This is a genomic window from Nocardiopsis dassonvillei subsp. dassonvillei DSM 43111, assembly GCF_000092985.1.
In the GTDB taxonomy this organism is placed as follows: Bacteria; Actinomycetota; Actinomycetes; order Streptosporangiales; family Streptosporangiaceae; genus Nocardiopsis; species Nocardiopsis dassonvillei.
In genome coordinates this window covers 4254844-4267423 of the sequence record NC_014210.1, presented here as the reverse complement: position 1 = coordinate 4267423, position 12580 = coordinate 4254844, and the positions used below count along the sequence as shown (strand labels likewise).

12 protein-coding genes are annotated in these 12580 nt (G+C 74.7%); 8 read left to right on the top strand and 4 right to left on the bottom strand.

What is annotated here, in order from left to right:
* The first annotated feature begins 17 nt into the window (after nt 1-17).
* From NDAS_RS17615 to NDAS_RS17590, 6 genes are all read left to right on the top strand, one after another.
* Complete coding sequence (locus NDAS_RS17615) at nt 18-635, top strand: 5-oxoprolinase subunit B family protein (protein ID WP_013154565.1); 618 nt, start codon at nt 18-20, stop codon at nt 633-635.
* An 86-nt stretch (nt 636-721) separates the two neighbouring features.
* Complete coding sequence (locus NDAS_RS17610) at nt 722-1648, top strand: 5-oxoprolinase subunit C family protein (protein ID WP_013154564.1); 927 nt, start codon at nt 722-724, stop codon at nt 1646-1648.
* 237 nt (nt 1649-1885) lie between these two features.
* Complete coding sequence (locus NDAS_RS17605) at nt 1886-2668, top strand: putative hydro-lyase (RefSeq protein WP_013154563.1); 783 nt, start codon at nt 1886-1888, stop codon at nt 2666-2668.
* Nucleotides 2669-2739: 71 nt separating this feature from the next.
* Nucleotides 2740-3225 carry a YciE/YciF ferroxidase family protein gene (locus tag NDAS_RS17600; protein ID WP_013154562.1) on the top strand — a complete coding sequence of 162 codons (486 nt, stop codon included), beginning with the start codon at nt 2740-2742 and terminating at the stop codon, nt 3223-3225.
* 242 nt (nt 3226-3467) lie between these two features.
* Complete coding sequence (locus NDAS_RS17595) at nt 3468-3968, top strand: DUF2243 domain-containing protein (protein WP_013154561.1); 501 nt, start codon at nt 3468-3470, stop codon at nt 3966-3968.
* A 3-nt stretch (nt 3969-3971) separates the two neighbouring features.
* Complete coding sequence (locus NDAS_RS17590; RefSeq protein ID WP_013154560.1) at nt 3972-4847, top strand: cytochrome c oxidase assembly protein; 876 nt, start codon at nt 3972-3974, stop codon at nt 4845-4847.
* Here the strand turns inward: NDAS_RS17590 and NDAS_RS17585 are convergent.
* The 3 genes from NDAS_RS17585 to NDAS_RS17575 form a co-directional block, all read right to left on the bottom strand.
* A complete protein-coding gene (locus tag NDAS_RS17585; RefSeq protein WP_013154559.1) occupies nt 4774-6291 on the bottom strand; it encodes a vWA domain-containing protein in 1518 nt (505 codons plus the stop codon). The two genes, NDAS_RS17590 and NDAS_RS17585, sit on opposite strands and share 74 nt — an antisense overlap.
* A gap of 244 nt (nt 6292-6535) precedes the next feature.
* The gene (locus NDAS_RS17580) at nt 6536-7144 is read right to left on the bottom strand and encodes a hypothetical protein (RefSeq protein WP_013154558.1); all 609 of its coding nucleotides are present in this window, start codon (nt 7142-7144) and stop codon (nt 6536-6538) included.
* A gap of 409 nt (nt 7145-7553) precedes the next feature.
* Nucleotides 7554-8549, bottom strand: a complete 996-nt coding sequence (locus NDAS_RS17575; RefSeq protein WP_041552839.1) for a GlxA family transcriptional regulator — start codon at nt 8547-8549, stop codon at nt 7554-7556.
* A gap of 70 nt (nt 8550-8619) precedes the next feature.
* Here NDAS_RS17575 and NDAS_RS17570 point away from each other — a divergent pair, with 70 nt between their 5' ends.
* Both NDAS_RS17570 and NDAS_RS17565 read left to right on the top strand, forming a co-directional pair.
* Nucleotides 8620-9945, top strand: coding sequence for an MFS transporter (locus NDAS_RS17570; RefSeq protein WP_013154556.1), 1326 nt, complete (start codon nt 8620-8622; stop codon nt 9943-9945).
* A 5-nt stretch (nt 9946-9950) separates the two neighbouring features.
* Nucleotides 9951-10466, top strand: a complete 516-nt coding sequence (locus tag NDAS_RS17565; protein WP_013154555.1) for a hypothetical protein — start codon at nt 9951-9953, stop codon at nt 10464-10466.
* A 219-nt stretch (nt 10467-10685) separates the two neighbouring features.
* Here the strand turns inward: NDAS_RS17565 and dctA are convergent, their stop codons facing one another.
* Nucleotides 10686-12215: a C4-dicarboxylate transporter DctA gene (gene dctA, locus NDAS_RS17560; protein WP_013154554.1), complete on the bottom strand. Its 1530-nt coding sequence runs from the start codon at nt 12213-12215 to the stop codon at nt 10686-10688.
* Nucleotides 12216-12580 lie beyond the last annotated feature (365 nt).

The following is a 12580-nucleotide window of genomic DNA, read 5'->3' as shown; positions in this document are numbered from 1 at the left end:
CCCGCCGAGGAGGCGCCGTGCGTGTCCTGACGTGCGCGGACAGCGGTGTGCTCGTGGAGGTCGCCGACCTCGCCGAGGTGATCGCGCTGCGCGCCGCGCTCCGGGCGCGGCCGATTCCCGGGGTCACCGACGTGGTTCCGGCCGCCCGCACGCTGCTGCTGCGGATCGAACCCGGCACCGACCCCGACGGGGTCGCCGCCGCGGTCACCGGGCTGCCGCTGGCCCCCGGGACCGGACCGGACTCCGGGGACACCGTCACCATCCCGGTGTTCTACGACGGCGAGGACCTCGACGACGTCGCCGAGCTGACCGGCCTGACCAGGTGCGGGGTGGTCGAGGCGCACACGAACGCCACCTGGACGGTCGCGTTCTGCGGCTTCGCCCCCGGGTTCGGCTACATGGTCGGCGACGACCCGCGCCTGCACGTGCCCCGGCGCGGTGAGGCGCGCACCCGCGTGCCCGCCGGTTCGGTGGCCCTGGCGGGGGAGTTCGCGGGGGTGTACCCGCGCAGCTCGCCCGGCGGATGGCAGCTGCTGGGCCGCACCGAGGCCCCGATCTGGGACCTGGACCGCAACCCGCCCGGCCTGCTGCGGCCGGGGGTGCGCGTGCGCTTCACCGACGCGGAGGCCTCATGAGTACGCGTGTCGGGCCCACCCGGACGGGACCCGGCCTCGAACAGGGGCGGGAACGCGACCAGGGACGGGAACGGGGAAGGAACGCGGTGGCGGGTCGGGGAGCGGCGTCGGAACCGGGCGAGGGGGCCGCGGCGCGCACCCCGGCCGCCGCCAGGGGGCGTTCGGCCCTGGAGGTCGTGGCCACCGGACCCATGACCACGGTCCAGGACGCGGGCCGCTTCGGCCACGCCGACCTGGGCGTGGGCCGCTCCGGCGCGGCCGACGCCCACTCCTACGCCCTGGCCAACCGCCTGCTCGCCAACCCCGCGGGGGCCGCCGCCCTGGAGGCCACCCTGGGCGGGCTGCGCGTGCGGGCCCGCGGGCCGGTGACCGTCGCCGTCACCGGGGCCGAAACCCCGCTGCGGGTGGACGGGCGGGGCGCCGCCGCCAACACGGTGCTGCACCTGCCCGACGGCGCGGAGCTGACCATGGGCGTGCCCGACCGCGGACTCCGCTCCTACCTGGGCGTACGCGGCGGGGTTGACGTCCCGCCGGTCCTGGGTTCGCGCAGCACCGACGTCCTGGCCGGGCTGGGCCCCGACCTGCCCGTGCCCGGGGCGCTGCTGCCGGTCGGCCCCGCGCCCGCGGACTTCCCGAACGCGGACCACGCCCCCGTGCCGCCCGTCGGCGGACCCGAGGAGGTCCTGCGGGTGGTCCTGGGCCCGCGCGAGGACTGGTTCACCGAGGAGGCCGTCCGCACGCTGCTGTCGTCCGCCTACGAGGTCACCCCGCGCAGCGACAGGGTCGGCGCCCGCCTGTCCGGCCCCGTTCTGGAACGCGCCCGCTCCGGCGAGCTGCCCAGCGAGGGCATGGTCGCGGGGTCGCTCCAGATCCCGCCGGGCGGGGAGCCCGTGCTGTTCCTGGCCGACCACCCCGTGACCGGCGGCTACCCGGTGGTGGCCGTCGTGTGTTCGGCGGACCTGCCCAGGGCGGCCCAGGCACGCCCCGGCACCCGCCTGCGCTTCACCCTCTGACCGGCCGGGCCCCGCCGGAACGGCGGGGCCCCGACACGACCGCGGACCCGGTTCCGTACCGGGGAACGGGCCGCGGCGCCGCGCGGGAGCCCCCGCACGGCGCACAGCGTTCCGCGCGGCGCGGGAACACCGCGTGCGGTGCGGGAACGCCGCCCGGGGACAACGGCGTTCCCGGGCGGTCCGGCAGCCGCGGGAACACCGCCCGTCCGTCCCACCCGGAACGAAAGGCAGAACCGAATGACCTCTCCGGCCGACCTCTCCCCGTCCCAGGCCCGCGCGCTGTTCCGTGACGGCCTGCGGGTCCCCACCTCCGGCTACAGCGCGGGTTACGCGCAGGCCAACCTCATCGCGCTGCCCCGCGAGGCGGCCTTCGACTTCCTGCTGTTCGCCCAGCGCAACCCCAGGTCCTGCCCGGTCCTGGACGTCACCGAGCCGGGACGGGTGGACGCCTCCGTCTTCGACGGCGACCTGCGCACGGACCTGCCCGCCTACCGGGTCTACCGCGACGGGAAGCTGGTCGAGGAGCGCACCGAGGTCACCGACCTGTGGCGCGACGACCTGGTGGCCTTCCTCATCGGGTGCAGCTTCACCTTCGAGACGCCCCTGCTGGAGGCCGGTGTGCCGGTGCGCCACATCGAGGCGGGCACCAACGTGGCCATGTACGCCACCAACCGGCCGTGCCGCCCCGCGGGCCGGTTCAGCGGTCCGCTGGTGGTGTCCATGCGGCCCATCCCCGCCGACCGGGTGGCCGACGCGGTGCGCATCACCTCGCGCTACCCGGCGGTCCACGGCGCCCCGGTGCACGTGGGCGACCCCGCCGCGCTGGGCATCGAGGACCTGGACCGGCCCGACTACGGTGACGCGGTCGAGGTGCGCCCCGGTGAGATCCCGGTCTTCTGGGCGTGCGGGGTCACCCCGCAGGCGGCCGTGACGGCCTCCGCCCCGGAGTTCGCCATCGGCCACGCCCCGGGCCACATGGCGATCACCGACGTGCGCGACTCCTCCTACCAGGTGCCCTGACGTTTGTCGCCGGACCCCAGGGGTAGTCGCGGGCCCAGGGTCGAGCGACACGACGAACGAAGGGGAACGGTGTGAACAGCCGCGAGCAGCTCATCGCCTGGCTCAACGACGCCTACTCGATGGAGAAGTCCCTCGAGGAGACGCTGGAGAGGCACGCCAAGGACGCGGAGAAGGACCCCGAGGTCCACGCCCGTATCACGCGGCACATCGAGGAGACCCGTCAGCAGGCCGAGACGGTCAAGGGATGTATCGAGTCCCTGGGCGGCAGCGTGTCCAAGGTCAAGAGCGCCCTGGCCGGAATGATGGGTTCCGTGCAGGGCATGGCCAACAAGCCCGCGGGCGACACCATGGTCAAGAACGCCCTCTCCGACTACGCCGCCGAGCACTTCGAGATCGCCTCCTACCGGGCGCTGATCGAGGGCGCCCGCGCGCTCGGCGAGGAGCAGATCGCCCTCAAGCTGACCGCCATCCTCCACCAGGAGGAGGACATGGCCCGCTTCCTGGAGCAGAAGCTCCCGGGCGCGGTGCGCACCGCGCTGGCCGACGCCGAGCGCTGACCGCGCCGCGGGCCGAACCCCGAGTGACAGCACCCGGAAGCCCCGGAGGAGGCAGGGCCTCCCCGGGGCGTCCGCGTGGCGGACCGCTTCCTCGCGGGTCGTCCCGTCCCGGGCGCGGGGTACTACGTCCGGCCGGTCGGGGGCACGGCGAGCCCGCACGGTCGGTGACGCCGCCTTCTCGACGGCGGCGCACCGGTCCTCGGGAACCCCCGGAAGAGGCCAAGACACCCAGGGAGGCGTCCATGACGGCATCCGCGCACGCGGGGGCGCGACCGCCGACGGCGCACGGCCGCAACATGGCCGCGGGCGTCCTGCTCGGGCTGGGCACGGTGGCGTTCGTGGACGAGGTGGTCTTCCACCAGCTGCTGCACTGGCACCACTTCTACGACCTCTCGACCACCGGCGTCGGCCTGGTGTCGGACGGGCTGTTCCACGCCTTCAGCTGGTTCGCCACGGTGGCCTCCCTGCTCATGGTGGCCTCCCTGCGCCGGGAACGCCGCTTCCGGGGGCTGGCCTTCACGGCGGGCTGGCTGACCGGGGCGGGGTCCTTCCAGCTCTACGACGGGCTGGTCCAGCACAAACTCATGGGCCTGCACCAGATCCGCTACGGCGTGAACCTGGTGCCCTACGACCTGACCTGGAACATCCTCGCCGGGACACTGCTGGTCGCGGGCGTCGCGCTGTGGACCCTGTCCCGGAGGCGGACACGCGGGGCGTCGGGTGCCGATCCCGGGCGGGCCTGACCCGTGGACCACCGCGGGCACGAACCCGCCACCGCGGTCCCCGGCCTCCTCGCTCCCGGCGCGTGGGCCGTCCTGGCACTGGTGTGCGCGGCCCTGGCGGTCTACGCGGTCGCGGCGCTCCTGCCGAGCCGCCGGGGCGGGGCCTGGCCCTGGATCCGCGTCCTGGCCTGGGCGGCGGGATGCGCGGCCGTGGGGGCGGCCCTGGTCGGCCCCCTGGCCGAGCGGGCCCACCACGACTTCGCCGCCCACATGGCGGGGCACGTCCTGCTGGGCATGCTGGGCCCGCTCCTGCTGGTCCTGGCGGCACCGGCCACTCTGGCCCTGCGGACCCTGCCGCTGGACGCCGCGCGCACCCTCTCCCGGGTTCTGCGGTCGGCGCCCGCCGCGTTCGCGACCCATCCGGTCGTCGCGGGCCTGCTCAGCGTCGGAGGCCTGTGGGCGCTGTACCGCACCGGCCTGTACGCCGCGACGCACACCGACCCGCTCCTGCACGCCCTGGTACACGCCCACGTGCTGGCCGCCGGATGCCTGTTCACCTTCGCGGTGCTGGGCGGACCCGACCCCGCGCCGCACCGGCTCCCTCCGCCGTGGCGGGCCGCCGCCCTGGTCGCGGCCGTCGCCGCGCACAACGTCCTGGCCAAGTCCCTCTACGCGGTGCCGCCTCCGGGGGTGCCCGCCGAACAGGCCCATGCCGGAGCCCAGCTCATGTACTACGCCGGTGCGCCGGTGGAGATCGCGTTGATCTTCCTGGTGTGCCGTCCCTGGCTGCTTCCCCGGCCGCGTCCGGAAGCCGGGCGGGGCCGCCTCAGGACTCCCGCGGGGGAGGAGCGACTTCGTCGGGGGTGGGTCGTCCGCCGTCGGTCTGCTGGCCCCGGATGAGGCGACCGCGGCGACCGCGACCGGAGCCCCGGCCGGGGCCGCCCCTGACCTCGGGGCCGGAGCCCTGACCGGGACCGGCGGCACCGTCCCGGCTCCCGTTGCCGCCGGTCCGGTCCTCCTCCGCCCGGTCCCCGTCCCCTCCGGCCCGCTCCCCGCCGTCCTGCGCGGCCCCCGGACGCTGACGGCCGCTCTTGCGCGAGTAACCCGCCTGGCTCGCGTACAGCGACTTGGAGACCCGGGAGGCGTCGCCGGTCCGGGACATCCCCGCCATTCGCCGCAGTTCCTCCATCTGCGCGAGCACCTCCGGCGGCGGAGCCGCCGCACCCGCCCCGGCGGGCGCCGCCGGCATGTGGCCGGCCAGGTCCGTCCGCGCCTCCTCCAGCAGACCCGCGGCGCCGAAGCGGTCGCCCCGCCGCATGGCCTCGCTGGCCCTCCTCTTGGCGGTCTGCGCCCGCTGCAGGACCTCCTCCGCGCGCACCTCGGGCCGGGGCACCCGCTCGTCGGCCGCGTCCCGCGCGACCACGTCGAGTTCGACGGAAAGGGACACGGTGCGGGTGTCCAGCGTGGCCGGGTCGGCGTAGGCGACCTCCAGCGCGGCGACGGCGCCCGGCGCGGACAGCCCGCGGACCTCCAGGCGCAGCAGCAGGCGGCGCCGCTCCCCGGAGTGGAAGTCGCCCAGTTCGACCACCACCGATCCGTCCGCGAGCCGGTGGGAGGGCATCTCGCCCACCACGGAGACGGAGCGCAGGAGCGGGCCGGACGGAACCCGCAGGGACACGGCCTGGGCCGTCTTGGCCAGCAGGTACTCGGCCTCCCGGGCGATGAGGCCGCCCGCGGTGTCGGGGTCCTCGGCGAACAGGGCGCTGCCCGCGCCGCCGTCGGCCACCGCGCCCAGCAGCTCCTCGTCGTAGCCCAGGCCGTACCCCAGGGACGTGGTGGTGACCCCGTGGGCGTAGGCGTCGGCCGCCACCTGTCGGAGCAGGTCGTGGTCGGTGACGCCCTGGTTGGCGTGGCCGTCGGAGATCAGCAGCAGGGTGCCGCCCCTGTCGGCTCCGGCGCGGCGGGCCTCCTGCACGCCGCGCAGCAGTCCGCTGGACAGGTCGGTGCCGCCCGACGCGTGCAGCCCGGAGATCAGGCGGCGCACCCGCGCCTTGTCCTCCAACGGCCCGCAGGGCACCTCGACCCGGGCCTGGTCGTTGAAGGACACGAGTCCGAAGTTGTCGGAGGGCGCGAGCCGCTCCACCAGGGAGAGCAGCGCGCGCACCGCGCCGTCCAGGCGTCCTCCGCCCATGGACCCGCTGCGGTCCAGCACGACCTGGAGGGTCGCGGGCGGGCGTTCGGTCTCCTCCTCGCGTTCGGGGGCGGTGATGTCGACCAGGACGGACACGGCGTCTTCGGTGTCCCGGGGGACGGCGTCGAAGTCCGACAGCGCTGACAGGTGCATGCATGCTCCGGGGGGTCGGGTGTGTGGCCCTCCAGCCTAGGAAGCGGCGACGACGTTCGCACGGTCCGGCGTGGCCGGATGGGGCCATCTCCGGGCCGCGCGTCCGGCCCCGCCACCCGGTCAGGCCCGGTGCGGGCCCGCCGCCGCGCGACCGGGACGACCCTCGTCGATGCGGGGTGCGGGGTGCGGGGTGCGGGGTGCGGGGTGCGGGGTGCGGGGTGCGGGGTGCGGGGTGCTATGGGCTTCAGATCCGGCGCAGGCCCAGACGGCGCAGCTCCAGGGCGGCCAGCGCCTCCACGGTTCCTCGGTCACCGGAGCGCCAGGCGCCCGCCGGGTCCTCGTGCGTACCGGCCAACCGGGACGGGGACGCCGAGGTCAGGGCGCGCAGGGCCAGCAGCCGGGACCGGGCCTCGGGCGCGAGCCCGCGCAACCGCCTGGCGGCGCTGGCGTGGCGCACCCACCGAGCGCGCAGGGGCAGCCAGGTGGCGGCGAGCAGCAGCAGCGGGAGCACGGCGGTCAGCAGCGGCAGGGTCAGCGCGAGCGAGGCCACCGTCTCCTGGAAGGAGGTCCCGGCGGCGGTGAGGGACTCGCCGGTCTCGCTCATGCTGGTGAACGGGGTGGCCAGGGCCTCCCCGGCCAGGGGCACCTGGCGGGCCTGCTCGGCGGCGGAGTTCATGTGCTCGCTGAAGCCCTCGCCCGTGCTCACCATGAGTTCGCCGGGGCGGCTGAGGGCCATGAGGGTCTCGCGCAGCGCCAGCGCCGCGCTGACCCACGCGTACACCCAGGCGGCGGCGAGCAGGTCGGAGGCGAACTGGAGGAACGCGCGCACGGGGTACTCGGCGTAGAGCTTCACGGGGGCCTTCCGGGGGTGAGGGGCGGGCGTGGGCGAGGACCCACGGTTCCCCGTTACCCGTTCGGAGCCGCCTCACGCCGCGGACCGCGCAGCCACGGGGGTTCCGTGCCCGCGTCCCGCTCTTGCACGGTCCGTCCCGCGCCCCCGCATCCCGCTCTCGCGGGCTCCGTCCCGCGCCCCCCGGCACCGGTGGGAACCGTTCCGGACCGTACGCCGTACCGACGGCACCGGCGGAGCCGTCTCCAGAGGAGGCCCGCGCCCGGCGGAGGCCGCCACGGACTTCCGCGAGCCCCGGGGAGGCCCGCGCCCGGTTCCGCGTGCCGTACCGGCGATCCTCGCGGCGGCGCCTCCCCGCTGTGGAGGCCCGCCGCCCGCGTCCCCGTTCAGGGGTTCCGGGCCCCGGACGGGTTCAGGCCGGGTCCGGTGCGCCCCGGAAGGTGCGCCGGTAGGCGCTGGGGGACACGCCCAGTTCGGCGTGCATGTGCTGGCGCAGCGACGCCGCCGTGCCGAAACCCGCCTCGTGCGCGACCCTGTCCACCGGCAGGTCCGACTCCTCCAGCAGCTGCCGGGCCCGGTCCAGGCGCTGCCGGGCGACCCACTGGCCGGGCGAGAGCCCCACCTCGTCGCGGAAACGGCGGGTGAGGGTACGCACGCTCACGGCCTCCTGGAGGGCCATCTCCCGCAGGCCCGGCTGGAGGTGCAGGTGTTCCAGGGCCCAGGCGCGCGCCCGACCCGTCGCGGCACGCTCCGGCGCGGGCACGGGACGGCGGATGTACTGGGCCTGGCCGCCGTCGCGGTGGGGCGGGACGACGGTGCTGCGCGCCACCTCGTTGGCCACGGCGGCGCCGTGGTCGAGCCGGATCATGTGCAGGCCCAGGTCGATGCCCGAGGCGACCCCGGCAGCTGTCAGCACACGCCCGTTGTCGGTGTACAGCACGTCCGGGTCCAGGTCGATGCCGGGGTACATGGCGCGGAAGTAGCCCGCGGACTTCCAGTGGGTGGTCACGCGGCACCCGTCCAGGAGCCCGGCCGCGGCGAGCACGAACGCGCCGGTGCAGATCGAGGCCACGCGCGCGTTCGGCGGGATGCGCGCGACGGCCGCGGCCAGAGCCGGCGCGAGGGGGGCGTGCGGGCGTTCGCCGTAGTCCTCGTCGGCGGCGGGCAGGATCACCGTGTCCGCCTCGTCGAGGGCCTCCGGTCCGTGGGCCACGTTGATCGTGAAGTCGGTGTCGGTGCTGATCTCCCCCGGTTCCAGCGCGCAGGTGACGACTTCGTAGAGCAGCTCCCCGTCGGCGCTCCGGGCCTGGCCGAACAGGCGGTGGACGATGCCCGCCTCGATGGGCAGCAGGCCGTGCCGGACGAGGACGGCCACGTGGTGGCGGCCGGGCCGCGAGAAAATCCTCATGGCCTGATTCTTGCGCATGTTGGCTTTCAGGACACTGTCGGGGGAGGTGCCCGCGCAGGAGCCTGAGGCCATGGCCGAGAACACCGCTTCCGCGCAAGAGCCCGCACGCACCCCGTTCCACCGCGCGTGGCTGGTCGCCCTCGTCGCGTGCCTGACCATCGTCGCCGCGGCGGCCTTCGCCGCGATGCCCGGAGTCCTGACCGATCCCCTGCACGCCGAGTACGGGTGGTCCCGCGGGGCGATCGGTGCGGCGGCCTCGGTCAACATGCTCGTCTACGGCCTGATCGCCCCCTTCGCCGCGGCGCTGATGGACCGGTTCGGTGTCCGCGGGGTCGCCCTGGCGGCCCTGGGCGCCGTCGTGGCGGGGGCCGGACTGACCCTCGTCATGACCACCGCCTGGCAGCTGACCCTCTACTGGGGGCTGCTCGTCGGCGCGGGCACGGGGTCACTGGCGATGACGTTCGCCGCCACGGTGGCCGACAACTGGTTCGTCCGACGCCGTGGGCTGGTCATCGGCGCCCTGACCGGGGCCAGCGCCTTCGGCCAGCTGGTGTTCCTCCCCGCGCTGGCTTGGATCGTGGACCACCGCGGATGGCGTCCGGCCATCGTGACCCTGGTGCTGACGGCGGGCGTCATGATCGTCCTCGTCGCCCTGGTGCTGCGGAACCACCCGGCCGACCTGGGACAGCGCCCCTACGGTTCCCCGGTCTTCGTGGACAGGCCCCGAGCGGACCGGGGCGCGGCGCGCCGGACCGTGCGGGTCCTGTCCTCCTCGGTGCGCAGTCGCCGGTTCTGGCTCCTGGGCGGAGCGTTCGCGATGTGCGGCGCGACCACCAACGGCATCATGTGGACCCATTTCGTACCCGCCGCCCAGGACCAGGGGATGGCCGTTACGGTCGCGGCGGCGCTGGTGTCGGCGATCGGCGTCTTCTCCCTGGTGGGGACGGTCCTGTCCGGATGGCTCACCGACCGGGTGGACCCGCGCCTGCTCCTGGTCGCCTACTACGCGGGTCGGGGCGTGCTCCTGGCCGCGCTGCCCGCGCTGCTGGGGCCGGACGCCGGAGCGGCGATGGCGGCCTTCGTCGTGGTGTTCGGCCTGCTCGACGTCGCGACGGTGCCCCCGACCATCCTGCTGTGCCGCCGGCTCTTCGGCGCAGACGGGGCCATCGTCTTCGGGTGGGTCAACGCCGTCCACCAGGTCGGCGCGGGGTCCATGGCGGTCTTCGGCGGCTTCGTCCGCGACGTGGGCGGAAGCTACGGGCCGGTGTGGCTGACGGGCGCCGCCCTGTGCGCCGTCGCCGCGATGCTGGCCCTCAGGGTGCCGCGCGGCACGGGCTCCGACCTCGCGGACGAGGGGTCCGGAGGGGCCCGTGACCACGAGCGCAGGAGGGTGTGAGCGCGATGGGGGACACCGGAACCCGGGGCGGCGCCGAGGGTCCCGCGTGCGCCGGTGCCGGGGTCGGTCCGGGTACGGCCCGCGGGGCCGGGCGCCCGTCACCAGGGTTCTCCGCCGTGCTGGTGGTCCTCGCCGCCCTGGTGGCCTACGTGGGGTTCGCCGGGCTGGAGCAGGGACTGCGCGCGGCGCGCGGCGAGGGGGTACCGGGCGTGTTCACCGCGACGAGCATCACCTGCGTCCAGCACCCGGGGCACGAGTCGTGCACCTGCAACGGCACCTTCACCGGTGCGGGGGGAGGAGAGCCGCGCGGGGTCTACCTGCACGCGGCCGGGCGCGACACCTGCGAGGAGGGAGCGCGGATCCCGGCCGTGGACGCCGGGGCCGCCAACCGCGTCTACGGCCCCGACGGCTCCCGCGAGTGGATCCTGTCCTCGCTCGTCCTCGCGGCGTGCCCGGCCCTGGTCGGCGGTGTCGCGGCGAACTGGGTGCGCTACCTGCGGCGCGGACCGGCGAAGGAGTGACCGGCCCCGGACGCGGACCGCCCCGGGCGGACCCGGCGGTCCGCCCGGGGCGGTGGGAACCGGTGCCCGCACGAGGGACGGGAGGCGTACGGACACCGGGCACGGGCCGGGGGACGGGCTGGGAGTGTCCGGCCCGCGGTCCGGAGCCGCGGTCGGCTGGGTGGACCGTCCGCCGACCGCGGCGAGCCGCTGACCGCGCCCGGGTATCGCGGCGCGGGCTCAGCCGCGCGGTGCGCCCACGGGGGCGTGCCGCTCCCCGCCTCCCCCACCGGAGGCGTCGGCGGTCCGCGACTCCCCGGCGGCCGTGTCGGAGTCGGCCGTCCTGGCCTCCTCGGCCTCCGAGCCGTCGCCCCCGGCCGTGCCGGAGGCCTCCGCGGCCCCACCGGAACCCTCGGCGGGCTTGTCGTAGCTCATGAGGGCGTCCATGTCGATGCTGTCCGGGTTCCTCAGCGTGTGGGTGAGGCGCTCGCGGTCCAGGCCGCCGGTCCAGCGGGCGATGACCAGGGTGCCCACCGCGTTGCCGATGAGGTTGGTCAGGGCGCGGCCCTCGGACATGAAGCGGTCGATGCCGACGATGAGCGCGATGCCCGCCAGCGGGATCACGTCGCCGAACGCGGCCAGCGAGGCGGCCAGGGTCACCAGACCGGCACCGCTGACGCCCGCCGCGCCCTTGCTGGAGAGCAGCATGAACAGCAGCAGTCCGACCTGGGTCCAGACGGAGATGTCCGAACCGGTGGCCTGGGCGATGAAGATGGCGCCCATGGTCATGTAGATCGCGGTGCCGTCCAGGTTGAAGGAGTACCCGGTCGGGATGGTCAGGCCCACCACGGACTTCTTGGCGCCCGCGGCCTCCAGCTTGGTCATCATGCGCGGCAGCACCGACTCGCTGGAGGAGGTGCCCAGCACGATGAGGAGCTCGTCGCGGATCAGGCGCACCAGGCGGAACAGGCTGAACCCGGCCAGGCGGCTGACGAGCCCCAGGACGACGACGATGAACAGGACACAGGTGACGTAGAAGCTGAGCATGAAGTAGGCGAGGCTGCTGAGCACCTGGCCGCCGTACTCGCCGATGGTGAAGGCCATGCCGCCGAAGGCGCCGACGGGCGCCGCGTACATGACGATCTTGATGACGCCGAACATGATGTGCGACATCGTGTCCAGGGCGCGGACGGCGGGCTCGCCGCGCCTGCCGAGCATGGTCAGGGCGCAGGCGACCAGGATGGCCAGGACCAGGACCTGGATCAGCTCGCCCTCCACGAACGCGGAGAAGAACGAGTCGGGGATCATGTGGAGGATGAAGCCGGAGAAACCGGTTCCGCCCGCCTCGGCCTCGGCGATGGTGTCCGCGGCGTCGGCCTCGTCGAAGGACACGTTCAGGCCCACGCCCGGACGCATGACGTTGACGGTGACCAGGCCGATGGCCAGGGCGAGCACGGTCAGCGCGGTGAAGTACACCAGGGTGCGCAGGGCCAGCCCGCCCGCCTTGGCCAGGTTGCCCAGACCGGCGATGCCCACGACGACGGTACAGAAGATGGTCGGGGCGATGACGACCTTGACGAGCTTGATGAACAGGTCGGCCAGCCAGCGCATGTCCGCGGCCCAGGCCGGGAAGAGCAGACCGACGGCGATGCCGAGCGCGATACCGACGAGCACCCAGAAGTACAGGTGACGGTAGATGGGCTTCCTGCGCCTGGGCGGTGCCTTGTCGGCACTCTGCCCGGGGGCGGCGGCGCGTCCGGGACTCGGCATGGCCTTCTCCTCCAGGTCCTGTGTAGCGGGTCACAGGAACCTTCACGCCAGAGGCGCGTAACGGCCAACCCACGAGGGGGAAACTTAAGGTTTACCTGACATTTGATCACTTTCGGTGGTACGGCACCGCATTTCTGTTCACTGAGGGTGCTCGTGTGTCCGGGTGCTCGCGAGGACCGGTGGCTCCCTGTGAGGGGCGTGGCGGGGATGGTCGGCCCGCCTGTGACCGGAGGATGCCCTGACCTGCGTTGACGCCGGTCTCCGATTCGGCTGGCGGTAACGGAGGGCAACAGATCCGGTAGCGGGCTCACAACGCGGACAAGCCCTGGAAGGGCGCCCCGCGCCGACGCCCCCGCGCCGACGCC